The sequence below is a fragment of the Paenibacillus durus ATCC 35681 genome (assembly GCF_000993825.1).
Taxonomy (GTDB): Bacteria; Bacillota; Bacilli; order Paenibacillales; family Paenibacillaceae; genus Paenibacillus_AQ; species Paenibacillus_AQ durus_B.
The window spans coordinates 1710111-1732868 of the sequence record NZ_CP011114.1 but is presented as its reverse complement, the minus strand read 5'-3'; the positions used below and the strand labels follow the sequence as shown (position 1 = coordinate 1732868).

General features: G+C 52.6%; 23 protein-coding genes and 1 tRNA gene. 9 read left to right on the top strand and 15 right to left on the bottom strand.

Annotated elements, in window-relative coordinates:
- Positions 1-113: 113 nt before the first annotated feature.
- Positions 114-1538, bottom strand: a complete 1425-nt coding sequence (gene gndA, locus VK70_RS07790; protein WP_025694117.1) for an NADP-dependent phosphogluconate dehydrogenase — start codon at positions 1536-1538, stop codon at positions 114-116.
- A 214-nt stretch (positions 1539-1752) separates the two neighbouring features.
- On the bottom strand, positions 1753-2349 hold the full coding sequence (locus VK70_RS07785) for a hypothetical protein (RefSeq protein WP_025694118.1): 597 nt from the start codon (positions 2347-2349) through the stop codon (positions 1753-1755).
- Positions 2350-2632: 283 nt separating this feature from the next.
- On the opposite strand from VK70_RS07785, the gene VK70_RS07780 reads away from it, so the two are divergent.
- Positions 2633-3256 (top strand): DUF1054 domain-containing protein, encoded by a 624-nt coding sequence (locus VK70_RS07780; protein ID WP_025694119.1) that lies wholly within the window; start codon positions 2633-2635, stop codon positions 3254-3256.
- Between the two features lie 99 nt (positions 3257-3355).
- Here VK70_RS07780 and VK70_RS07775 read toward each other — a convergent pair whose 3' ends face one another.
- Positions 3356-4639, bottom strand: a complete 1284-nt coding sequence (locus VK70_RS07775) for an MFS transporter (protein ID WP_025694120.1) — start codon at positions 4637-4639, stop codon at positions 3356-3358.
- Between the two features lie 86 nt (positions 4640-4725).
- On the opposite strand from VK70_RS07775, the gene VK70_RS07770 reads away from it, so the two are divergent.
- Positions 4726-6201, top strand: coding sequence for an aminotransferase class I/II-fold pyridoxal phosphate-dependent enzyme (locus VK70_RS07770; protein WP_046723086.1), 1476 nt, complete (start codon positions 4726-4728; stop codon positions 6199-6201).
- A gap of 96 nt (positions 6202-6297) precedes the next feature.
- Here the strand turns inward: VK70_RS07770 and VK70_RS07765 are convergent, their stop codons facing one another.
- Positions 6298-6660 carry a DUF1292 domain-containing protein gene (locus tag VK70_RS07765; RefSeq protein ID WP_025695917.1) on the bottom strand — a complete coding sequence of 121 codons (363 nt, stop codon included), beginning with the start codon at positions 6658-6660 and terminating at the stop codon, positions 6298-6300.
- Between the two features lie 93 nt (positions 6661-6753).
- Entirely contained in the window at positions 6754-7311 is a 558-nt protein-coding gene (locus VK70_RS07760) for a hypothetical protein (RefSeq protein WP_025695918.1), read from the bottom strand.
- A 203-nt stretch (positions 7312-7514) separates the two neighbouring features.
- Between VK70_RS07760 and VK70_RS07755 the strand changes: the two genes are divergently transcribed.
- Entirely contained in the window at positions 7515-8252 is a 738-nt protein-coding gene (locus tag VK70_RS07755) for an MBL fold metallo-hydrolase (RefSeq protein ID WP_025695919.1), read from the top strand.
- 60 nt (positions 8253-8312) lie between these two features.
- Here the strand turns inward: VK70_RS07755 and VK70_RS07750 are convergent, their stop codons facing one another.
- The 3 genes from VK70_RS07750 to VK70_RS07740 all read right to left on the bottom strand — a co-directional run bounded on the left by VK70_RS07750 (position 8313) and on the right by VK70_RS07740 (position 9420).
- Positions 8313-8549 (bottom strand): DUF3892 domain-containing protein, encoded by a 237-nt coding sequence (locus tag VK70_RS07750; protein WP_025695920.1) that lies wholly within the window; start codon positions 8547-8549, stop codon positions 8313-8315.
- Positions 8550-8629: 80 nt separating this feature from the next.
- On the bottom strand, positions 8630-9073 hold the full coding sequence (locus VK70_RS07745) for a GNAT family N-acetyltransferase (RefSeq protein WP_025695921.1): 444 nt from the start codon (positions 9071-9073) through the stop codon (positions 8630-8632).
- Between the two features lie 113 nt (positions 9074-9186).
- A complete protein-coding gene (locus tag VK70_RS07740; RefSeq protein WP_025695922.1) occupies positions 9187-9420 on the bottom strand; it encodes a hypothetical protein in 234 nt (77 codons plus the stop codon).
- Between the two features lie 181 nt (positions 9421-9601).
- Between VK70_RS07740 and VK70_RS07735 the strand changes: the two genes are divergently transcribed.
- The 5 genes from VK70_RS07735 to VK70_RS07715 all read left to right on the top strand — a co-directional run bounded on the left by VK70_RS07735 (position 9602) and on the right by VK70_RS07715 (position 13923).
- Complete coding sequence (locus tag VK70_RS07735) at positions 9602-10525, top strand: AEC family transporter (protein ID WP_025695923.1); 924 nt, start codon at positions 9602-9604, stop codon at positions 10523-10525.
- A 34-nt stretch (positions 10526-10559) separates the two neighbouring features.
- Positions 10560-11150: a P-loop nucleotide/nucleoside kinase family protein gene (locus tag VK70_RS07730; RefSeq protein ID WP_025695924.1), complete on the top strand. Its 591-nt coding sequence runs from the start codon at positions 10560-10562 to the stop codon at positions 11148-11150.
- Between the two features lie 240 nt (positions 11151-11390).
- Complete coding sequence (locus VK70_RS07725) at positions 11391-12383, top strand: ABC transporter substrate-binding protein (protein ID WP_025695925.1); 993 nt, start codon at positions 11391-11393, stop codon at positions 12381-12383.
- A 3-nt stretch (positions 12384-12386) separates the two neighbouring features.
- Complete coding sequence (locus VK70_RS07720) at positions 12387-13097, top strand: GTP-binding protein (RefSeq protein ID WP_025695926.1); 711 nt, start codon at positions 12387-12389, stop codon at positions 13095-13097.
- Position 13098: 1 nt separating this feature from the next.
- The gene (locus VK70_RS07715) at positions 13099-13923 is read left to right on the top strand and encodes an ATP-binding cassette domain-containing protein (protein ID WP_046723085.1); all 825 of its coding nucleotides are present in this window, start codon (positions 13099-13101) and stop codon (positions 13921-13923) included.
- Positions 13924-13979: 56 nt separating this feature from the next.
- Here VK70_RS07715 and VK70_RS07710 read toward each other — a convergent pair whose 3' ends face one another.
- The 4 genes from VK70_RS07710 to dcuS all read right to left on the bottom strand — a co-directional run bounded on the left by VK70_RS07710 (position 13980) and on the right by dcuS (position 19255).
- Positions 13980-15158: an NAD(P)-dependent malic enzyme gene (locus VK70_RS07710; RefSeq protein WP_025695927.1), complete on the bottom strand. Its 1179-nt coding sequence runs from the start codon at positions 15156-15158 to the stop codon at positions 13980-13982.
- 215 nt (positions 15159-15373) lie between these two features.
- The gene (locus VK70_RS07705) at positions 15374-16726 is read right to left on the bottom strand and encodes a 2-hydroxycarboxylate transporter family protein (protein ID WP_046723084.1); all 1353 of its coding nucleotides are present in this window, start codon (positions 16724-16726) and stop codon (positions 15374-15376) included.
- Positions 16727-16932: 206 nt separating this feature from the next.
- Positions 16933-17640 carry a response regulator gene (locus VK70_RS07700; RefSeq protein WP_025695330.1) on the bottom strand — a complete coding sequence of 236 codons (708 nt, stop codon included), beginning with the start codon at positions 17638-17640 and terminating at the stop codon, positions 16933-16935.
- Entirely contained in the window at positions 17633-19255 is a 1623-nt protein-coding gene (dcuS, locus tag VK70_RS07695) for a DcuS/MalK family sensor histidine kinase (protein ID WP_233277786.1), read from the bottom strand. Before dcuS ends, VK70_RS07700 begins: the two co-directional genes overlap by 8 nt.
- Before the next feature lie 312 nt (positions 19256-19567).
- On the opposite strand from dcuS, the gene VK70_RS07690 reads away from it, so the two are divergent.
- Positions 19568-19639: transfer RNA gene (locus VK70_RS07690), tRNA-Val, on the top strand.
- A 347-nt stretch (positions 19640-19986) separates the two neighbouring features.
- Here the strand turns inward: VK70_RS07690 and VK70_RS29210 are convergent.
- The 3 genes from VK70_RS29210 to VK70_RS07680 form a co-directional block, all read right to left on the bottom strand.
- Positions 19987-20070 (bottom strand): putative holin-like toxin, encoded by an 84-nt coding sequence (locus VK70_RS29210; protein ID WP_219214875.1) that lies wholly within the window; start codon positions 20068-20070, stop codon positions 19987-19989.
- 436 nt (positions 20071-20506) lie between these two features.
- Positions 20507-21106: a hypothetical protein gene (locus VK70_RS07685; RefSeq protein WP_051505037.1), complete on the bottom strand. Its 600-nt coding sequence runs from the start codon at positions 21104-21106 to the stop codon at positions 20507-20509.
- A gap of 115 nt (positions 21107-21221) precedes the next feature.
- Positions 21222-22700: an MDR family MFS transporter gene (locus VK70_RS07680; RefSeq protein ID WP_025695332.1), complete on the bottom strand. Its 1479-nt coding sequence runs from the start codon at positions 22698-22700 to the stop codon at positions 21222-21224.
- Positions 22701-22758: the final 58 nt, after the last annotated feature.

The following is a 22758-nucleotide window of genomic DNA, read 5'->3' as shown; positions in this document are numbered from 1 at the left end:
GGCGAAAACACAGCACAATAATTGCTCTGCCCAATGTCGGCTTTTATTTAAAAAAGCCCGGAAAAACCGCCTGAAGGCGGGCTCTTCCGGGCCGTGAAAGCAAGAAGGGCTCGTTATTCCGACTGCGCTTCGGCAATCCACTCGTGGTGGAAGACGCCTTCCTTGTCCACGCGCTTAAATGTATGCGCGCCGAAGTAGTCGCGCTGCGCCTGCAGCAGGTTCGCCGGCAGACGCTCCGTGCGGTAGCTGTCGTAGTAAGCCAGGGCGCTTGCGAAGCCCGGAACCGGGATGCCGCGGGTTACGGCTTCGGCAACCACCTTGCGCCATGCATCCTGATAAGAAGTCATGATGTCTTTGAAGAACGGATCGAGCAGCAGGTTCTTGAGCTCCGGATTGTTCTCGTAAGCATCGGTAATGTTCTGCAGGAAGCGGGAACGGATAATGCAGCCGCCGCGCCAGATCTTGGCCAGATTGCCGTATTTCAGATTCCAGCCGTATTCATCGGAAGCGACGCGCAGCTGTGCGAAGCCTTGGGCGTAGGAAACAATTTTGCTCGCGAACAGCGCTCTGCGTACATTCTCGATAAACTCGGCTTTGTCTCCGTCAAACGCGACGGCAGCCGGTCCGCTCAGCACTTTGCTTGCTTCTACGCGCTCCTCTTTCATTGCGGAGAGGAAGCGGGAGAATACGGATTCCGTAATCATGGACAGCGGTACGCCCAGATCCAGCGAGCTTTGGCTTGTCCATTTACCGGTGCCTTTTTGCCCTGCGGCGTCGAGGATGACGTCGACCATCGGCTTGCCGGTTTCTTTGTCATACTGCGCGAAGATATCCTTCGTAATCTCGATCAAATAGCTGTCGAGCTCGCCTTTGTTCCACTCGGCGAAAGTCGCATGCAGTTCTTTTTCATCAAGGCCCACAACGTCTTTCAGGAGCTGGTACGCTTCGCAGATGAGCTGCATGTCGCCGTACTCGATGCCGTTATGCACCATCTTCACGTAATGGCCCGCTCCGTCCGGTCCGATATATGTACAGCAAGGTTCTCCGTTCACTTTGGCCGAGATCGCTGTGAGGATCGGCTCTACCAGTTCATACGCGCTTTCCTGACCGCCAGGCATGATGGAAGGCCCTTTCAGCGCGCCTTCTTCGCCGCCGGATACGCCGGTGCCGATAAAGCGGAAGCCTTTTTCCTCCAGTTCCTTGTTGCGGCGGATCGTATCCGGGAAGTAGGCATTGCCTCCGTCGATGATAATGTCGCCTTGATCCAAATGCGGAATCAATTGCTCTATGGTCGCATCGGTTGCTTTACCCGCTTGAACCATGATCAGAATTCTGCGCGGAGTTTCCAGCGACTGAACGAATTCCTCAATAGTAAAAGTGCCGGTGAGATTTTTGCCTTCCGCTTCTTTGAGAAGGTCATGGGTCTTCTCAGGGGAACGGTTGAATACGGATACGGTAAAGCCTCTGCTCTCGATGTTAAGTGCCAAATTCTTGCCCATTACAGCCAGGCCGATAACTCCGATTTGTTGTTTTGCCATCTAGTCCTCCACCCTTTGCACGTTTTTTTATTTTCTGTGAAACATTTAAGAGATCAATTTCATTGACAAAATGCATCTATTACGAAATTTGACCCGCAATGTAACTATTTTAACGCTTTTTGCAGCAGAAGTGAACCCCTACGGAAAATTGCCTTGCAAATCGAAGACACCCCTTCCCAGAGAGGTGTCTAATCTTTGCCTATACCCACTGGATTTACCATTCCAACTTCATTAATTCCTTCCTCAAAAACATAAGCTTTTCCTTGGAAAGCCTCACCTGCTGCTTATCCCCCCGGGCCAAAGCGTCACTCAGCCGGTCCAATTCCTCGTCGACTTCCATTCTGCGATCGCGGACGCGCTCTTCGCCCAGGGTCGAGTAGAACATTTTCGTCAGCTCCTGATCCGACAGCAAAGGTCCTTTCTGATAGAGCACTTTCTGCTGATAGCCCGATATTTCCACGAGCCGGATCACTTCGCCGAACAAAATATTTTCGATGATGATCTGGCGGTCGCGAAATCGCTTGACGACGGCATGGCCGCGCATATCGCCAATCAGCTTCTCCATCCACTCGGACAGGCGAGCGTCGCGTATCATGTAATCGCCTACCAGCTTGTAGCCGTCTTTAATCCGTTGAAACCGCAGTTTGATAAGCTTGCGCCCGGTACGGACCGATATGACAAACAGGCTGTCGCTCTCGCTCCAATACAAGGAATAGCCTTCCTGAATCAGATCCTTGATCAAATTCTGAATATGCATCCGGTCAAACCGGAGCTCCAGGTTGCAATACTCCACCTCGTCGTTCTTATTCACGGCACTCCCTCCTTTACGTTTTGCAAATAGCAAAACCGGCACACTTGTCGTTGGCGTCTCTACCCTTGCGGGAGTCGTGACTGCAGCCGAGAAGAAAACCAGGGCGCAGTGATGATCTTTGCGTTCATCCTACACTTATTTTATACTTCAGTTTATGTAGCGGGAACTTGGTTTATTGACTATTTTTACCCGCTGCGCCATCATTCAAAACGCCTGTTTCGCGGACAATGCCGCGCGGCATGATGAATCCAGTACATCCTACTAAGAGGTGACACTACACTATATGTCGTTCAACGGATTTGCAGCAGAAGATTTTGAAGTATTTGGCATTGACGGTCTCGAGCCCCGGATGGATGCTCTAATCGCCAAGGTACGGCCAAAGCTGACGGCGCTCGGCGGCGAAGTCGCCCCGTTTCTTTCCGCCCTGTGCGGGGAGGAGATGTTCCCTCATGTAGCCAAGCACGCCCGGCGTACGGTGCACCCGCCGAATGATACCTGGGTAGCCTGGGGGCCCGGCAAAAGGGGCTACAAAGCGCTGCCTCATTTTCAGACCGGCCTGTTTCGGAGCCATCTATTCATCGTGTTCGCGATTATTTACGAGAGCCCGAACAAAGCCATTTTCGCCGATGCGCTATCCGGCGGCTTACCTTCGGCCTTGGAGCGGCTGCCGGGTCATTATTTCTGGTCCACGGACCATCTGGACCCGCACGGAATACCGCAATCGGACATGGACGATGACCGTTTCGCCGAGCTGGCGCGCCGTCTTAAGGAAGTGAAGAAAGCGGAAGTTACCTGCGGACTGCGCATCGGAAATGACGATCCGGTTCTTAGGGATGGACAAGCGCTTCTTCAAGTCATTGAACAGACGTTCGAGACGCTGCTTCCCTTATACCGGATGTCGTTCTAACCGGGCCGGTTACGGGTGCATCCCTTCCCGCACAAGGCAAAACCGCCCGTTCTCCAAAGCATCTGGAGAACGGGCGGTTTTATTGTGACCGGCAATCGCCTAGTGCGACTCCCCGGTTCTCAGCTTCGTGCGGCGCACGATGATCAGATGCAGGATGAACAGCAGCACCATGACGCATGCGCTCGCCACAAAGGGAGCGCCATGGCCGACCGTATCCCACAGCTTGCCGGAAACAATAGGGCCGGCTACCATCCCGGAGCCCTGCAAGGTGAGAAATAATCCCCATACCGTACCGCGCTCGCCTTTGGGGACCTGCTTGGCAAGGAAAGCGTTCCAAGCCGGCAAAATAAACGCATAGCCGACTCCGACCAGAGGGACTATAACAAACACGAGCGGAAGCCAGCGAACCATGGAGAAAGCCGCGAGCGAAACCGCTGCAAGCAGGAAGCCGACACTCAAAAAACCCTTCGTGCCAATCCGATCCACCAGCCTGCCCGCCGGAATTAGAGCCAGTACGGTAATGCCGCCTCCGGCAATCAGCAGCAGATTGAACTGGGACGGCGTCAGATTCAGCTCCGTCCGGGTAAACAGGGTAACGACCGGCGTCATCAGCCCGATTGCGAATGCCTGCAGGAACAGCGCCGGGTACAGCAGCCGGCTGACCTTCAGCGACTGTCTCACCTGAAGCAGCTTTCGCTGCAGGCTCTTTAGCGGGGACAGCTTCGGATGAGCCGTTCCCGGCTCATCCCCTCCATGTCTTACGGCATGGAACCCGTGGGTAATCCGGGCAGGCAGCAGCAGGGCGACTGCGACCACGGATACGGCGAAGGCCAGCAGCACGAAGAATACGGCGCGGTAGCTCTGATGGCCATGCTCCATCAGGAAGTTGACCGTGATCGGCCCGATGCCCGTCCCGGCCATGGAAGCCATCTCCACAGCCCCCATGGCCGCGCCGCTGCTTCCGCTTTTGGTGGAGCCGGCCAGCTCCGTCACGCCGGTCATCACGCAAGGCCAGAGCGGGGACGCGCCTATCCCTAAGACCAGGCAGGCCAGTGACAGAGACACCGCGTCTGTGGCAATAATAATCAGGATGACGGCCACCGTAATCAGCAGCAGCGCTCCGGTCATGGTCCAGCGGTACCCGATCCGTTCCATGACCCATCCCGAAGGACTGCGGAACAGATTATCGCCCAAGTATTGCAGCGCGAAGGCCAGACCGACCACCGTGACGGACAGTCCGAGTGTATTCTCCATATAGACGGGCAGCAGCGCGACAAGCAGCGACCCTTTCACAAATTCAACCAAAAAAATAATAATCCACATCTCGATAATAAACGGCGATGCCAGATTGATATGCATCCGCTGCTCGGTTTTGGAGGGCATTAAATCACATCCTAGTATTATGATCATGGTTTTGTTATACTTCACTTGTTTGCGACTTTACTTGTAGAAAGGTTGTGGGAGTATTAATGGATCAATCGTTTACCCCTCTCTTCACGGCTCTAAAAAAGCACGCTGCCGGAAATCCGGTGCAATTTCACATTCCCGGTCATAAAAAAGGGGCCGGAACCGATCCCGAGTTCCGGGAATTCATCGGTGATAACGCCTTTTCCATAGATCTGATCAATATTGCACCGCTCGACGACCTGCACCAGCCCAAAGGCGTGATCGCCCAGGCGCAGAACCTGGCGGCGGAAGCGTTCGGAGCGGATTATACTTATTTCAGCGTTCAAGGCACAAGCGGAGCCATCATGACGATGATTCTGTCGGTCTGCTCTCCCGGGGAGAAGATTATCGTCCCCCGCAACGTTCACAAATCGGTCATGTCCGCCATCATCTTCTCGGGAGCCAAGCCAATCTTCGTATCCCCCGTGCAGGATGAGAACCTCGGCATCGACCACGGCATTACGACCAGTTCTCTTAAACGCGCCCTGCAGCGTCATCCGGATGCCAAAGGGGTGCTCGTCATCAACCCGACTTACTTCGGGGTATGCGCCGATCTCCGCTCGATTGTAGAGCTTGCCCACAGCTACGGCGTTCCCGTTCTGGTAGACGAGGCTCACGGCGTTCTGATCCATTTCCACGAGGAGCTGCCGATGTCGGCAATGCAGGCGGGTGCGGATATGGCCGCCACAAGTGTTCATAAGCTCGGCGGCTCCATGACCCAGAGTTCGGTGCTCAATGTTAATGCCGACACCGGCCTCTTTAACCCGCAGCGTGTGCAGACGATGATGAGCATGCTGACGACAACTTCAACCTCCTATATCCTGCTCGCTTCCCTTGATACGGCCAGACGCCATCTCGCGCTGAACGGCCATGATATGGCGGCTCATGCAATTGAACTGGCTAAATATGCCAGAGAAGCGGTTAATGAAATCGAAGGCCTGTACAGCTTCGGCAACGATATCCTTGGCACGGAGGCCACCTTCGATCACGACCCTACCAAGCTGAGCATCCATGTGCGCCATCTGGGCATTACGGGCTGGGAAGCGGAGAATTGGCTGCGTGAGAAATATAATATCGAAGTCGAAATGAGCGACATGTATAACATTCTTTGCCTAATTACGCCCGGAGATACCCAGCAATCTGTAGACAAACTATTGTCGGCGCTGCGGGTATTGTCAGCTATCCATTACGGCAAAGGCGACATCTACGAGCTTAAAGTACAGGTTCCGGAAATCCCGCAGCTAGCGCTCACTCCGCGGGACGCACTCTATGCGGATACGGAGCTTGTACCGTTCAAGGAATCGGCCGACCGCATTATCGCAGAATTCATATATGTCTATCCCCCGGGTATTCCGATACTGCTTCCCGGAGAAGTAATTACACAGGATAACATCGATTATATCCTCGACCATGTGGAGATCGGCCTGCCCGTCAAAGGGCCGGAGGATCGCACGCTAACCCATGTTAAGGTAATCGTCGAGGCCGACCCGATATTCTAGGCTCATACAAAAACCCGATACCTGGTCATAAGGTATCGGGTTTTCTTTCAGTCGGCGGCTGAAGCAGCAGATCCGACCTCTATATCTTGTCCGAATCTATCCCTGCTTGGCAAGCAGTTCGTTGTAAGCTTCTTCCACAGCTTTCCATTCCGCTTCGTCTTCGATATTGTAAAGCACCATTTCTTCGTCTTCTTCTTCCATGCGCAGAATGATGCCGTCGGCTTGCGGGTTCTCGCGTTCCAGCAGCAGCGCATAGAGCTTGTCGGCTACGTCGAATGTCTCCACTAGCACCATCTCAACATCTTCGCCCTGCTCGTTCGTCAAGGTCAGCACAAACTCCTCGTGCTCATGGTCGTGGTCGTGCCCGCAGCCGCATCCGCCATGCTCATGGCTATGTCCATGATGATGGCCATGTCCGCCGCAGCATTCTCCGCCATGCTCATGTTTGTGATCGCTCATTAAAATACCTCGCTTTGAATTGAATTATCCTACATTTGGTATGTTAACACGTAAGGCAAGTTCAGGTCAATTTACAGGCACCCGCAAACAGCATTAATTGAGCGCGGTGATGACCTTCTCGGACACGAGCGAGTAATCCCCGCTGCGGGTCACTTTCATGTAGAAACCGATACGGTATTTACCGCTTTCTTTAAAATCGTAAGTAATATCCTTCGTAGAGAACCAGAAATTATCCTCCTGTTCGCTGCCCAAATCACTGGAATCGAGTTCCTTGACGTTGCCGGAAGGATCGGTAATCGACAACTTGACACTCGCAATATTGTCGGTCAGACTGTCCACCTGACACAGCACCCTGAACTTCAGCTTACCCAGTTTGACTTTGCCAAAAATGGTATCACCTTTGAACAAGGATATGTGCACATTCGGTTTAAGGATTTTCACCTTGCCGGAATCGCTCCAAACGATCAACCCGTCGATTTCCCGCACGGGAACATAGGTTTTCCCATCGATTAAATACCCGCCGTCCGAAAGCTCCTTGCCGTTACTCCACACCCGCACTTTCTGATAGACCGAGTCGGCAAATAACAATGAACCCCCCATTAGGGAAAAGATCATTACGCAAACCGCAACTTTTCTCCATCTTTTTTTCATAGCCTTGGACCTCCATACTAATTCATGCTGTTAATATATACTTCACCCGCAGGAGCAAGTTGCGGCTTCCGGGACAAGTTTTTGTTGGGGTCAGCATATCGCGGGGCGTTCGCTTCGGAGAAAAAGAAGGACAATAGCTTCATCATGCGTTTACAAACGTTTGATATTATATATTAGACGGCTAACCCGGGAGGTAATCAATAATGACTGTCAAATTGCAAATGCTCGGAACGGGCAGTGCCTTCACCAAGAACTATTTCAACAATAATGCCCTCCTGATGGACAGCGGCTATACTCTGCTGATCGATTGCGGCATCACCGCTCCGCTGGCCATGCATGAGCTGGGGCGTTCCTTCGAGGAGGTCGAAGCGACGCTGATTACACATCTGCATGCCGACCATGCCGGCGGGCTGGAAGAGCTTGCATTGACACTTCTCCATACAACCGGCCGCAAAATGACTCTTTTGCTCCCCGAAGCGCTCGTTGATCCTCTATGGGAGCATACTTTGATGGGCGGGCTGTACCAGAAGGGCATCATTACTTCGCTGGATGACGCGTTTCATGTCCGTCCGCTGAAGCCGGATACGGTGTATTCCCTCTCGCCGGAAATCACCGTCCGCCTGATCCAGACACCGCATATTCCGGGTAAAGACAGCTATTCGCTCATGCTGAACGAGGAGATATTTTACAGCGCCGACATGACGTTTGAGCCGGAGCTCTTGACGAGTCTCGTGCGAAGCGGGGGCTGCCGAAAAATTTATCATGACTGCCAGCTGGAAGGCGCAGGCGTCGTTCATACCACCCTGGAGGAACTGAAAAGTCTTCCCGAGGATATCCGCAGCCGGATCTCCCTGATGCATTACGGCGACGAAAAGCCGGACTACGTCGGGCGGACGTCGGGAATGGATTTTTTGGAGCAGCATGTGGTGTATTATTTATAAAAAAAGGACTATCCCGGGCTTTTTCGGCCTCTCGGATAGTCCATTACCTTAGCGCTGCAGTTAAAACTGCGGCAGTTGATCAAGATTATTGGTCGGATCGCCGTCGGCATCCCCTCGGATGTGGGGGGCTCCGTCCTTCCCTTTGAACACATTGACACCGGCGATAACTCCCGTCTGAACTTCCTGCAGCGCCTGCTCATAGCTTAGTACGCGGCCCGTTGAGGTCTGAAATGAGGTAAGATCGCCGTCACCGTTCTTCCGAACCGCCACAAAACGTTCCCGTTCTCCGCCCATCATATGAACACGCTCCTAAATCCAGATTTGCCATATACAAGGCACATCATAGCATGTCCAGCGGACGGGACGGATATGCGGTTCTACAATTTTTTTTGCATGCGCACATGCAGTATCCCGGCATCATAGAACGGCTTCTCTGAGATCACTTCATAGCCAAGCTTGCGGTAGAACTCTTCCGCCCGGCACTGCGCGTCAAGAATGGACGTTTCAAGTCCAAGCTCCCGGGCCAGCTCCTCCAGCGCAAGCAGCAGCACCCGGCCGTAGCCCTTGACCCGGTACTCTTTCAGCACGGCGATCCGCTGCATCTTCGCGGTTCCCTCTCTGTAATAGGTTAATCTTCCCGTGGCAACGGAAATCCCATCGTCAATCAGCAGCACGTGATGCACGTCCGGTCCAATTTTGTCGAAATCGTCGATTTCTTCTTCCATAGGAACGTTTTGTTCCTTTACAAATACCTTTTTGCGGATATCCAGCCCCTGTTGCAGCTGCTCCTCTGTAGTAACGCGCACAATTTCCGCCGCCATTCCTCCGAATGCTCCTCTCTCTATTATCAAGTTGATCTATTATACTGAATATCGTTCTGGCTGTATAGCCGAAAGGATAACGGAAATGGGCAGCGTTAGAAGGTTATAGGCCGCTACAGTCCGTCCGAATAGACTTCATCCGGAATGGACTTCGAATAGACATCCTTCATAATCGGAGCCAGCGGATCGCGTTCTTCCCCAAGCCCCCTCCCGGGGTTTGTGAGACTTGTCATATCTAAGGAAGCGGGACGTGCGGTCTCCGTGGATATTCCGTTTCCGGGCATGCAGCCGGCGGCAAGCAGCAGCGCGCTGAAGACTGCCGGCAATCCCAGTTGTCTTTTTATCATAGTCCGGCTCCTTTCTCTCGATTCACATAATGCAGGTTCTTGTAGCAGTTTTAACGAAGCCGGAATGTTTTATAACCAAGCGCTCTGCCGGAAGACAAACTATGCTATAATGAACTACGTTTGACCCTATGGTTACATATTAATAGAACAAATACTTTTACTATTGAAAAGAGAGGGTTCAATGATTGGTGAGATTCTGCTTCAGGTTGTGCTTCCGGTTTTTATTCTGATTGGCGCCGGCTCGCTGCTCCAGTGGCTGTTTCGGCTGGATTTGTATACGATGGCAAAAATCAACTTCTACTACATAACGCCCGCCGCCGTGTTTATGAGTATGTACCTCTCGAAAATGTCGCCCTCCCTGCTCGGCATGGTAGTCGGTTTCTACGCGCTATACATCGGTATCCTCTATATATTGTCCTTTATTCTTACACGTTCGCTAAAATATAAAACAGGCATGAAGGCCGCATTTACGAATAGCGTGCTGCTGGATAACGCGGGCAACTACGGCATGCCGGTTAATGATCTGGCCTTTCACGGAGATGCTCTCGCCGCTTCGCTTCAATCGCTGATTATGGCGCTGCAAAGCCTGCTCACCTTCACTTATGGCGTCATTTCCATTCAGCGGGCCAAGCTTAAGGGCAATTACCGGATCGTCATTATCGGATTTCTGAAAATGCCCGTTCCTTACGCGCTGGTGTTGGGATTAGCGTTCCACGCCTTCTCCGTGCCGCTGCCTCTGTTCATCTCCAAACCGCTCACCTATGCCCAGGAATCGATGGTTGCGGTCGCGCTGCTGACGCTGGGGGCGCAGATCATCAAATATCCGCTCCGGCTGGCCCGGGCCGATCTTTATCTAAGTCTCCTGCTTCGCCTGCTCGCCGCTCCTGCGATCGGCATTCTGCTCGTGCTTGCGCTTGGACTTAAGGGCATACCCGCGCAGGCGCTGATCATCGCTTCCGGCATGCCGACGGGCGTTAACGCCTCGCTGCTTGCCGAGGAATATAACAATGAGCCGGACTTCGCGGCCCAGACCGTGCTGGTTTCGACGCTGCTGAATGTCATTACGATAACCGGTTTAATTACACTGGCCCATACACTAGGGTAACCTCAGAGCAACCACACATAAGGAGGAATAGCTAATGAATAAGCTCGTATTTTTCCTCGGGGGAGCAGGCGCTGGTAAGACCACGCTGGCAAAAGCGCTGGCATCCAGACGAAAAGCCGCCTTCTTCGATATGGATATCCTTCTCCGTCCGGCAGCGGAAGCGATAATGACGTTCCATGGACTTGACCCCTCCGACCGGGACTCTAAAGATTACAAGAGGCTGTGCCGTGACCTGGGATACCGGATTACGATGGATGCCGTGCTCGATAACGTCAACCTGGATGTGGACAGCATCGTGGTCGGTCCTTTTACGAAAGAAGCCGCAGATGAAGGGTGGATTGCGCGCGAATTGTCGCGGATCGGCCGATCACTGCTCGACGTCGAGGTAAAAGCGGTCATCGTCAGCTTGTCCGATGAGAAGCTTTATAAGGAAAGAATTATGGCCAGAAGCTCGAAGCTGGACGACTGGAAGCTGCGCCATTGGGACGATTTCCGTTCGTCGCTTGTCAGCCGCACCGTAAAATGGCCCCTTCCCCCCTCCTCCATCCTATACTTTGATAATTCCGGAAATGATCCGGCCCTGGCGGCGGACACAGTCGAACGTTTCGTCTATCCGGAGGCATAGCTCCCTTTCCTGTCCCGCTATACACCCGCCTCGCGTCTATCCTGCGCTAAAGTTGCATTTTTTCATGAATTTCCCTTTTTCCAGTATGCTAGCGGGTCTAAATTATACTGATGAGGGAATGTTTGTAGTATTGTCAAACTTTCGGTCTTTCGTAAATTGTGAATCAAATCACAACTATTTATAATTAAACGTAACTTACTAGCGTATTTTCAAAAAAAGGCGACGAGAGGATGAATAAATATGAATACCGGAACGGCCCAAGAACAGGAAAGATTGCCCCGCCATCTGCTTGCCATGCTGCCCTGCCCGCTTAAGGTGCCTATTGAAGAAACGTTTCTTCATCAGCAAAGCTCGGGGCTTTGGACCGATCTCGACCCGGAGGAATTGGAATTCGAGGGCAATGCGAATCAGAGCGACTTCTATAAAACAGTAAATGAGTTTCAATCCGCCGACGAACTGCCGGATATCGTAATTACGCCGGGAATCAGCAGCTTCTTCCATCGTGATTTCCGTACCCGGTTCCTCGATCAGGATGTATTCGCCGATGCAGCAGGCTATGCTCCGAATGAACGGTTTGCGGAGATCGGCATGCAGGACCCGACCGGCCGGGTTACGTTAATGTGCGTGAATCCGCTGGTCATCGTAGCCGATACAGCCCGTCTGGGGGATACGCCCGAGCCGCGCTCCTGGAGCGACCTGCTGAATCCCGTGTACCGGAAGCAGGTAACGATGAGAGGACATAACGGCACCTTTTGCGAAACGGTGCTGCTGACATTAGGCGAGAAGTACGGCGAAGATATACTGACCGGTCTCGGTCGGTCTGTTCGCCAGGGGCTTCATCCGGGCCAGATGGCAAAGCTGGCGGGAACCGATAACGAAGCCGGAACGGCTTTATACGTGATGCCGTATTTTTATGCGAATATGATCCGCAAGCAGGATAAAATCAATATTATTTGGCCTGAGGAAGGCGCGATCGCAAGCCCGGTATTCCTGCTCGCTAAACAGAATGCGACGGAGGGCGGGCGCCGTTTGGCTTCCTTCTTCACTAGCGAGGAAACGGCGCAGCTGTGCGAACAGGCCTTCTTCCCATCGCCTCATCCTTCGGCGGCATCCGGGCTTACGCAGCGCAAGCTGCTGTGGATGGGCTGGGATCTCGTCTGGAACAGCGATATTCAGGCAAAGACGGATGCCGTGAACGCGGCCTTTAACAAAGGGTTTGAACAGGAGGACTAAGATATGAAGCTCATAACCGTGGCGGGTCCGCCGTCGAGCGGCAAAACCTCCATGCTTCTGCGTGTGATTGATTGGCTGAAGGAGCAGGGACTGAAAGCGGGGGTCGTGAAATTCGACTGCGTTGCCTCCAAGGATGATGAGCGCTACCGCGCCAAAGGAGTGCCGGTGCTTCTCGGTCTTGCCGGCAACCTGTGCCCGGACCATTATTTTGTTACCAATATCGAGGCTTGCGCCCGCTGGGGGCAATCGCTGGAACTGGATATTCTAATCAGCGAAAGCGCCGGTCTATGCAACCGCTGTTCTCCTTTTATCCGCCATGCCCTGGCGGTCTGTGTCATTGATAATTTATCGGGAGCGAATACCCCGACCAAGATGGGGCCGCTGCTGAAGCAAGCCGATATCGTGGCTATCACAAAGGGCGACATTGTCTCCCAGGCCGAGCGCGAGGTGTTTCAGTATCAAGTCCGCAAAGTAAACACCCGGGCGGAGATTCTTCACATCAACGGCCTGACCGGCCAGGGCAAGGAACGGCTCGGCGCCCTGCTTGCGCAGGCTGAAGATATCGACAATCTGGACGGGCGGAAGCTGCGGTTCTCAATGCCGGCTGCGGTCTGCTCCTACTGCCTGGGTGAGACGAGAATCGGGCACGACTACCAGATGGGCAACGTCAAGAGCATCGCTATTCCGGACGTTCCCCGCCCGGAGGTGAGCTGACATGATGGAGGATATTCAATCCATTACGATCCTTGGCGGCCACTCCAAATCCGGTGAAGCGGAGGATGTCGCCTTAAGGCTTGTGCCTGGCGACCTCGTTGCGGTGGTCGGACCGACAGGCTCGGGCAAGAGCAGGCTGCTGGCGGATATCGAATATATCGCCCAGCGGGATACACCGAGCGGCCGCTGCATCTTGATTAACGATCAGCCGCCCGCACCCGAGATCCGATTCGACATGGGACGGAAGCTGATTGCCCAGTTATCGCAGAATATGAACTTTGTCATGGACGCCACAGTTGCGGAGTTTATTACGCTGCACGCGGAATGCCGCGACACCAACCTTGGCGAGACAGGGCTGGAGGAGCTGATTCACAGCGTCGTCACTCAGGCAAACCGGCTGACCGGAGAGCCGATTGTGCCGGATACCCCGCTGACCGCGCTGAGCGGCGGACAATCACGCTCCCTGATGATTGCGGATACTGCGATTTTATCCGACAGCCCGATCGTCCTAATTGACGAGATCGAGAACGCGGGGATTGACCGCAGACAGGCGCTGGATATTCTGGTGCAAAATCAGAAGATTGTGCTGATGGCGACCCATGATCCGATCTTAGCCCTGCTCGCCCACAGCCGAATTGTGCTGAAGAGCGGCGGCATTGCAGACGTGCTGGAGAGCGATCAGGACGAATCGGCGCTGCTTGAGGAGTTGCAAAAAGCGGACGCCGCCATCTTGGCCGTACGCGAGAAGCTGCGCAGAGGCGAGCGGCTGGCAGGGTCCGCATTTAATTACGCCGAGTTAGCGGCTAACGGTATATTAGAGGCTTAACAACAGACGAACCGGCCAACGGAGGATTGGCCGGTTCGTTTTTTAGATAAAGAGGATTAGTTTACGCTAATAAGCATTTTTCTCGCAACACCGGTTCGGATCGCCGCCTCGGCCACCGCCTTCCGGATGCATTCAACGACCTGCTTGTCGAAAGCGTTCGGAATAATAAACTGTTCGTTCAGTTCAGAGGGATCGACAGACGCGGCAATCGCTTCCGCTACCGCGAGCTTCATTGCATCATTGATGTCGGTGGCGCCGCAGTCGAGAGCGCCTCTGAAGATGCCCGGGAAGCAGAGCACGTTGTTAATCTGGTTCGGATAATCGGAGCGTCCCGTTGCCATAACCTTTACGTATGGAGCGGCAAGCGCGGGATCAATCTCCGGGGTCGGATTAGCCATGGCGAAGACGATCGGGTCCTTGGCCATTTTCCGGACATCCTCGACCTTCAGCACATTAGGCGCCGAAACGCCTACAAATACATCCGCACCGACGATGCAATCGGATAGAGAGCCTTGTTCCAGATTGGGATTGCTGATCTGGGCGAATTCCGTCCAATGAGGCTTGTCATATACGTTCAGCCGGTTGATGGCGCCATCCCGGTCCACGCCAATCAGATTCTTGGCGCCCGCGCCCAGCAGCATTTTAGCCACCGATATGCCTGCCGCCCCGCAGCCGTTGACGACAATTTTGACATCCTTTATGTCTTTGTCTACCACCTTTAGCGCATTAAGCAGACCTGCCAGTACCACTATGGCCGTTCCGTGCTGATCGTCGTGGAACACCGGAATATCCAGTTCCTCTCTAAGACGTCGCTCAATTTCAAAGCAGCGGGGAGAAGAAATGTCCTCCAGGTTGATGCCGCCAAAAGTAGGGGCCAGTGCCTTGACAATCGCGATAATCTCTTCCGTATTCTTCGTATCCAGGCAGATCGGCACCGCATCCACATCGGCGAACTGCTTGAACAGGGCTGCCTTTCCTTCCATAACGGGCATTGCGGCTTTCGGGCCGATATCGCCAAGTCCCAGTACCGCTGTACCGTCGCTGATGACCGCCACCGTATTTTTTTTGGTGGTCAGCTCATATGCTCTATCCTGGTCTGAAGCGATGGCCTGGCATACTTTGGCTACTCCTGGCGTGTAGACCTTAGCCAAGTCCTCCATCGATTCGATCGGATGCTTCAATGTTGTCTCCAGTTTGCCGCCTTGATGAAGCAGCATGATTTCCTCCACATTCATGGGAATACCTCCTGTTAATTGGCTGACCGTATTCGTCCATTCAGGTCTTGTTCTATACTATCCTGAATTGGGATGGGCGTCATCCCTGATCATTAATTCGGTATTTTGTCTATAATTCTTAATTCAATCACATTACAAGGGAACATTTCCGCCACATGCGTCACACCAAGCCGGATAAAACCCGGAACTTACCCGGGGACTTCAGCCTGCCATGATCAACCCTGCCATATCACTATTAAAAAAGCGGCCGCGACGACGGTAATTGCTCCTCCGATCCGCGTGGAGATTTGCGCGAACGGCATCAGTTCCATCCGGCCGGAAGCCGACAGGATAGCTACGTCGCCCGTCCCGCCCAAGCCGCCGCGGCAGCCCGTTACAATCGCCGTCTCCACCGGATACATCCGGATTCGCTTGCCGACAAAAAATCCGGTCAGGATCATCGCCGCGATGACCGTGGCACAAACGATGATGTACGGGATCGAAATCATTTTGGTGACATCCTTAAGCGGGATGTAAAGCATGCCGAGGCCAACCATCAGCGGCCAGGTCAGGCTGCCGGAGACGAATTTATAAAGATGATAAGCCCCCTGTTCGATTTTGGCCGGAAGCAGCCTGCCGATTTTGATTACGGCGGCGGCAAAGATCATTAGGATCGGCCCGGGAATCCCGACGTAAGGCGAAAGGGAATGCCCGAAGATAAACAGCGTGCAGGCAAAGAGCAGTCCCGCGCCCATCAGCAGGAAATTGATCGGTTCGCCGTCATAAGCGCTTCCGCCCAACTTTTGGCCGTTCTTTTCCATGACTAGCACGCCGTTGCCGGTCAATTCGGGCTTCTTCTCGGCCAACCGCTTCAGCAGCCCGGCCCCGATAATCGCGAATACATTGCCGATCACGGCGGCCGGAATCATCTGCGCGACGTAACTGCCCGACTCTCCGCCGAGAATCTGCGAGAAAGCGATGGACAGCGGCAGTATGCCTTCACCGACACCGCCGCCGATAATCGGCACCACGATGTAGAAGAACGCCCGGTGCGCGCTGTAACCGAGAAGCAGGGCCATCCCTACACCGGCGGCTACGGCGGCTAAAGTTCCGGCCAGCATCGGGACGAATATCCGGATAAAGCCGTCGATCAGCGTCTTCCGGTTCATTCCCGTGATGCTTCCCGCTACCAGACAGGAGATGTAGAGATACAGAAAGTTCGACGTCTTCATCAGCATATTAACCGAGTCCATCGCTTCCGGGCTGATCAGATTCCAAAATACCAGAAACGAAGGAATCATCAGAGAGAGGATGGCCGGCCCGCCGATGCTCTTCAGAATCGGGAGTTTAAACCCCAAATCGCTCAGCAGAATACCCATGACCATAATAACTGCGAACCCGCCGATCATGTCCTTCGGGAGATCCCCTAACTGGGCCGAGGACAGAACGATCAGTGCGAATGCAAGATAAAGAGGAAGCGGGAGTACACCGACTTTAAGTCCCGTCAGCCGCCGAAGCAGGCTTTTCTTTTCCCCTCTGATGACCGCCGTTCCGTCGCGGGCCCCGGCGGATTGAAACGTTTTTTGCATTTCTCAGGCCTCCTTCTATTTGGGATTATTTACAAGTTCATCATAGCGCAGGTGAATACCGTTTTGTTTTTTCGTAAATATTGATGGGGTTATGAAAGTTATTTAAGCAGACGCTCTACTAGAGGTTGCGTAAAAAAAGACTCCGCCGCAGTTGATCTGCAAAGGAGTCCTTAGGCCGCCGGTGCGGATATTTTCGCCAAAGAAGCTTACAAGTACGGTGAGATAAGCGCCTTTCCTTTCGGGAGCATGTTGTAATTCTGAACGGGCCTTCCGACCGTTCCGTATATCATATCCATTTCCAGCACGCCCATTTCCGCCAGCCCGGCAAGATACTTGCCGACAGTCACGCGGGAAATGCCGGTAAGCGACGCTATTTCCTCAATCGTGAAGGGATGGGCCGAGCAGTTCTCTATCGCTTTCCAGACCATATGCAGCGTAGGTTTTGTAAAACCTTTGGGAAGCTCCGCGCGCGCTCCCTGTTCCCTTTTGAACCGGGATAACCGGTCCAGCTCCTCCTGATTCAGCCGGTCCTGGCGCTTGAACAACCGGTTTTGTTCCCTGTATGCGGCAAGGGCGACGCGGAACCGGGCGAACTCGAACGGCTTGATTAAATAATCGACCGCCCCGTTGTGCAGCGCCTTCTGTATACTCTCCTTGTCGCTGGCCGCCGAAATTACGATAACGTCTACCCGCATCCCTCTGCTTCGTATCTCCGACAATAACTCCAAACCGTTCATTTCCTTCATGTAGATATCAAGCAGGATCAGGTCGGACGTGCGCCGCTCCAGCATTTGGAGCGCTTCTCCGGCGGTACGGGCCCACCCTTGGGCGCAGAAGCCTTCGACGCTTTCCAAATAAAACTTGTTCATTTCCGCTACCATCGGATCGTCTTCCACAATAAGAACATTAATCATGCTGGTCATCACTCTTTGCCAAATAAGGTAATTTTACAGTGAACAGCGTACCTTCTTCTAGCTGACTTCCCCAATCTATACTGCCGCCCAGTTTGCTTAGGCTCCGCCCGACGAGATATAGACCGATGCCTCTGTCCTTGCCTTTGGTCGAATAACCTTGATCGAAAATATGCCTGCCGTTCTCCTCGGAAATTCCCGTGCCGTTGTCTTCGACGGTAATGGTCAGCATGCGATTTTTGTACAAAAAGCCGATCCGTATCATTTTGTCCGCTTCGCCTGCGGGAGCTTCAATTGCATTCTCAAGCAAATTTCCGATGATAGTGACCAGTTCCCTCGAAACTTCAGGATTTGCGGATTCCGGCAGTATTCCGTCCTCCCGTATGACAAGCCGTACTCCCGCTTCGCGGACTCGGCTCAGTTTGCCAAGCAGGAATCCCGCCATTACCGGGTCCTTGATCTGCCGGACAACCGTACCCGTTTCCGCCTGAATGCGCTCAATCGTTCCCGTTAAGTACTCCTCCAGCCGATCATACCGGCGCATATGCGCAAGCCCGATAATCACATGCAGCTTATTCATAAAATCATGGGTCTGCGCCCGCAGCGCTTCCACGTACAGCGATATCCCTGAAAGTCTCTCCATCAGCAGGCCGATTTCGGTTTTGTCCCGAAAAGTCGCGATAGCGCCCTCTATTCTTCCTCCGACCTTGACAGGAGCCACATTGACCAACAGAGTAAGGCCGCTCAGCGCCACTTCCATGTCCTGAAGAGGTATGCCGGTATCCAGCACCTTGTTCATGCGCAAAGCGGGCCAGAATTCGCCCGCCGGGCGTCCGACCGGTTCTTCCTTCAGTCCGACCGCCCTCATCAGCCTCATCGCTTCCGCGTTGGCCAGCGTGATGCGAGACTGTCCGTCAATGGCGAGGATGCCTTCTTTAGCACATTGAAGCATGGCGTTGCGCTCTTCAAGCAGATTGGCAATTTCCCCGGGCTCCATGCCGAACAGCATACGTTTGATTTTGCGTGCCAGCAGAAAGGCTGAACCCGCGCCCAAACAGGCGCCGATAAAAACTCCCCAATAAATAATCCATTCATTTTGCCCGATGGCCGTCTGCACGCTGCTCAGGGAAACACCCACGGCTACAGCTCCCAGTTGGCGGCCGCCTTTGCCGAAGACGGGCGAGAACGCTCTTACGGAGTTGCCGAGCGAACCTTTGGCCTGGGAGACGGATTCCTGTCCATGCAGCGCCTTCATCTCGTCCCCTCCCAGAAAATGCTTTCCGATCTTCGACGGGTCCGGATGCGTTAGACGGATGCCGTTCATATCCAGCACAACCACAAATTCCACCCCGTTAGCCAACCGAATCCGCTCGGCGTAACGTTGAACAGCCTCCGGATCGCCCGCTCCGCTCAGACTCTCGATTACCGTCGATGTACGGGATAAGGTTCGCGAAATGGAGATGGCTTTATTTTCAAGTGATTCCTTCGTCTGCCGGGAAACCTGTATGCCGAACATCGCATAGACGACAATCAGCACCATCGCCACAACCGCGCAAATCATCAGAAATATCGTCGTTTGAAGCCGCAATATCCGCTTGCCGATTTTCAACCGAATCACCCTTCAAACTCGACTTGGATTAGGAGCCCATATTATATCATATTTGGAAAAGGATGCAGTAACCCGCTTTAACATTAATATAAAAGGCGGCATCCATTTATCGCGGCAAAACAAAAAGCAGCCGAGCCTTCCTCCCTGGGAAAGCCGCCGTTTTACGTAAACATTCAAGTATTCAAGTGTATGCTATACGATCGGCGTAACCATTCCGGCTACGCAACGCTCCTCGCCAAGCTGAGATTCTCTCAGCCTCCTTCTCTTTTAAAAAAACATTTGCATCTCCACCCTGCTTTATGGTATTATAAATCTCGTTGCAGGACGGTAGCTCAGCGGGAGAGCACTATCTTGACAGGGTAGGGGTCATGGGTTCGATCCCCATCCGTCCTATACGAATATCCTCTAAAAAATCCTTGATTTATAAGGGTTTTTTCTTTTTACCCGTTGCTGTTATGTGATTTAAAAAACCCGGAAATTTGGGGTTGGGGACGGATTGGGGACGGAACTTTTGTAGGTTATGCCACCCCCACAGCAAGTATAAAATCGTAAGCATTTTGCACATATAATTATTTTTACTTTTATAAATCAAAATGTGGTATAGTGTGGTTAGAAAAGACGTACAATGCAAAGAGAGCCGTGCTGGTAACACGACTCCCGACGCAATAGCCGCTTTTAAGGGCGGCGGCTTTAACTCGGTTTACCTACAGAAATAGGTCGCGTCCCGGTCAGAGGGCGGCCTATTTCTTTTTGAGGTAATTCAGCAGAGCAATAATGAACATGCCGAACATGAACATTAACGACAACGCTTGATAAACCTCCATGGCATCACCTCCCTTCCGGGAGATTAGCCAGCCGCCCTTGCAAGCCTTTCTACTGCTCCGCCATTATACCATGGTAGCAAGCTGCCTGAATAGGCGAACAAGATCGCTTATTTTACGTCTTCCCGCCTTCTTCTCGGTGATGCGAAATTAATGTGAATCTGATGTGCAAAACGATGTGAATGGATTGCAAAGCGCGCGGTAATAAGCATAATGAGGAATCAATAATTGTACAGACTGCTGCCGGATTCTCCGTATTCCAATCTCCGATCGCACCGCTACCCATCCATGAATATCCGTTCATATTACGTCCGTTATATCCCTCGACACATTATCCCTTCATATCAGAGTACAATATTTTTAATTATTTTGGCCGGATTATCGCCGACAACAGTATTATCCGGAACATCTTTGGTTCATATCATTTTCCACAGTAACTTCAATTCCGTATTTTCTCTCTCAACTGTGCTTTCAGAGGGACATGGATCAATTCCTTAATATCGCAAATATTGATAACCCGTTGATGGACGAATCCCGGGATGCCGATCCCGACCGCTTTGATTTGGTCATACCTCTCAATAAGCGTTCCGACCAAGTGATCAATAGCTGCCGCGTCGAGGACCCTCATCACCTCCATGTACCCGCCGTCTACACGCTCGCCAACGGAGTTGGCCACCGCATAAGTCAAGGAAAGCAGACCGTCTCCCGTTTTGGCATAGATACATGCAATATAGGAAAAATCGGCGTTGTAAACAAACCGCCTTGCCGGACGGCCGTCGCTTGATTGTTCCAGTTCAGTCTCGATAACCTCGCCGGTCTCAAGCAGTTCATTGAGAACATTTCCGCAGGTCGCGATGCTTAGGCCGGTTGCCTGTGAAATTATAGATTTCGTTCCCTGCTTCATCGCTTTCAAAGCTTGCTGGATAAGTTCCCGGTTGATCTCTTTAACCCGAATGGAATTATTGGCAATCTGATTGATTTCATTCACCTCCAGCGACTTTTGATAATAGTTATTAAAAGTATAATAATAATTGTGCAATATAAATTAATTCTGCGTGTTTGTCCAATTTATTTAAGTACGATAAAAAAGAGCCGACCAAATGGGTCAGCTCTTGAGTATCCGAAACTCTTCATATTAATCAGCCTTTATGATCTCAACCATTCGCTTCGCGCTCCACCACTGAGCTTTTAGGAACGTCGGCAGCCACTCCCTTTCTCGACCTGAGCAGAAAAGTTAACGGAATCGCAACAACGCCAATCAATGTAGCGGCCAGGAACACATCCTGAACGCCCATCGCCATGCCTTGAGCTTTTAGCAGAGAAGAGCCTGCCTTCCCTCCCCCGGCCAGCGCTTTTAGATGGGTCGCGGATCTCGCAGCCAGCAAGGAGCTGAAGATCGCAATGGCCAGCGCTCCGGTGGCTTGGCGCACCCAGTTCGTTACGGATGAAGCATGGCCGGTATATTCCTTGGAGATGGCGGACATCCCGGCATTGGTAACCGGCATAAAAGCAAGGGCAATGCCCACATAACGCAGCGTCATCCATGAGGCCACATAGACATGGGTAGCAGCCAGCGTAAGATGACTGAGCTCCCAAGTTGATATGACCAGCAGCAGGATACCGCTAAGAATGAGCCAGAACGGACCTATCTTGGAATACAGCTTGCCAACCACCGGTGATAGAAACGCCATCACGAGCGAGCCCGGAAGCAGCACCAGGGCGGTTAATAGCGGAGTAGACTGCTGAATATCCTGCAGAAAAATCGGAATTAAAAACGATCCGGAATATAATGAGATGGTAATCGTGCAGTTGATGATTAAGCTGTACGTAAAGCGCTTTTGCCGGAACACCTTCAGATTGAGCAGCGGCTCCTTCAGGGAGAGCTCTCTGCGGATGAAATAGGTCAAAATGGACGCCCCTGCCACCAGCAAGGATAACGTCCGCCACGAAGTCCAGCCCCAGGAATTCCCCTCACTGAAAGCCAGGATAATGAGCGCGCTGCTAAGAATAACGGTTATGAAGCCGGGTAAATCAAAGGTTTTGAGCTTGCTCGGCTGGCGGTGATAGGGCAGACATTTAAGCGCTACAATAATCGCAATGATTCCAACGGGCAGGTTGATGATAAACAGGGACTGCCAGCCAAAATACCCGGTCAGCCAGCCGCCAAGTGTAGGCCCGAATGCCGGGGCAAGCATGGCGGAAAGACTCCATAAGCTCATGGCGAAGGCCTGCCGTTCCTTTTCAATGAACTGATAGATCATCGTCATCGTCGTGGGAATGATTAGGCCGCCGAACACCCCCTGCAGGATGCGAAAGGCAATCAAAGAATGAATGCTCCAAGCGATCGTGGATAACCCGGAAAAGAGGGTAAACCCAGATAAAGCAAACACATACAGGTACTTATAGCTCCACTTATCGCCAAAATAGCCGACGACCGGAGCGACAACCCCGGTTGCCAGCAGATAGCCGGTAATCATCCATTGAACCGAACCGACCTCCGCATGAAAATCCTTCATGAACACCGGAAAAGCCACATTAATCGTTGTGGAACTCAGGATGGTCATGAAATTCCCGAAAAAAACCGCTAAAATAATGAGCCAGAAGGAAGAATTCCTGGCGGTTAGATTATTCAATGCTTTCTCTCCTCTAAAATATAGGTGTATGATACAATCAATTTAATATAGGTGTATG

Excerpts from the sequence above, each read along its gene's own strand:
- gndA (WP_025694117.1), bottom strand. The coding sequence starts at position 1,538 with ATGGCAAAACAACAAATCGGAGTTATCGGCCTGGCTGTAATGGGCAAG.
- VK70_RS07780 (WP_025694119.1), top strand. The coding sequence starts at position 2,633 with ATGTCGTTCAACGGATTTGCAGCAGAAGATTTTGAAGTATTTGGCATT.
- VK70_RS07775 (WP_025694120.1), bottom strand. The coding sequence starts at position 4,639 with ATGCCCTCCAAAACCGAGCAGCGGATGCATATCAATCTGGCATCGCCG.
- VK70_RS07770 (WP_046723086.1), top strand. The coding sequence starts at position 4,726 with ATGGATCAATCGTTTACCCCTCTCTTCACGGCTCTAAAAAAGCACGCT.
- VK70_RS07765 (WP_025695917.1), bottom strand. The coding sequence starts at position 6,660 with ATGAGCGATCACAAACATGAGCATGGCGGAGAATGCTGCGGCGGACAT.
- VK70_RS07760 (WP_025695918.1), bottom strand. The coding sequence starts at position 7,311 with ATGAAAAAAAGATGGAGAAAAGTTGCGGTTTGCGTAATGATCTTTTCC.
- VK70_RS07755 (WP_025695919.1), top strand. The coding sequence starts at position 7,515 with ATGACTGTCAAATTGCAAATGCTCGGAACGGGCAGTGCCTTCACCAAG.
- VK70_RS07750 (WP_025695920.1), bottom strand. The coding sequence starts at position 8,549 with ATGATGGGCGGAGAACGGGAACGTTTTGTGGCGGTTCGGAAGAACGGT.
- VK70_RS07745 (WP_025695921.1), bottom strand. The coding sequence starts at position 9,073 with ATGGCGGCGGAAATTGTGCGCGTTACTACAGAGGAGCAGCTGCAACAG.
- VK70_RS07740 (WP_025695922.1), bottom strand. The coding sequence starts at position 9,420 with ATGATAAAAAGACAACTGGGATTGCCGGCAGTCTTCAGCGCGCTGCTG.
- VK70_RS07735 (WP_025695923.1), top strand. The coding sequence starts at position 9,602 with ATGATTGGTGAGATTCTGCTTCAGGTTGTGCTTCCGGTTTTTATTCTG.
- VK70_RS07730 (WP_025695924.1), top strand. The coding sequence starts at position 10,560 with ATGAATAAGCTCGTATTTTTCCTCGGGGGAGCAGGCGCTGGTAAGACC.
- VK70_RS07725 (WP_025695925.1), top strand. The coding sequence starts at position 11,391 with ATGAATACCGGAACGGCCCAAGAACAGGAAAGATTGCCCCGCCATCTG.
- VK70_RS07720 (WP_025695926.1), top strand. The coding sequence starts at position 12,387 with ATGAAGCTCATAACCGTGGCGGGTCCGCCGTCGAGCGGCAAAACCTCC.
- VK70_RS07715 (WP_046723085.1), top strand. The coding sequence starts at position 13,099 with ATGATGGAGGATATTCAATCCATTACGATCCTTGGCGGCCACTCCAAA.
- VK70_RS07710 (WP_025695927.1), bottom strand. The coding sequence starts at position 15,158 with ATGAATGTGGAGGAAATCATGCTGCTTCATCAAGGCGGCAAACTGGAG.
- VK70_RS07705 (WP_046723084.1), bottom strand. The coding sequence starts at position 16,726 with ATGCAAAAAACGTTTCAATCCGCCGGGGCCCGCGACGGAACGGCGGTC.
- VK70_RS07700 (WP_025695330.1), bottom strand. The coding sequence starts at position 17,640 with ATGATTAATGTTCTTATTGTGGAAGACGATCCGATGGTAGCGGAAATG.
- VK70_RS29210 (WP_219214875.1), bottom strand. The coding sequence starts at position 20,070 with ATGGAGGTTTATCAAGCGTTGTCGTTAATGTTCATGTTCGGCATGTTC.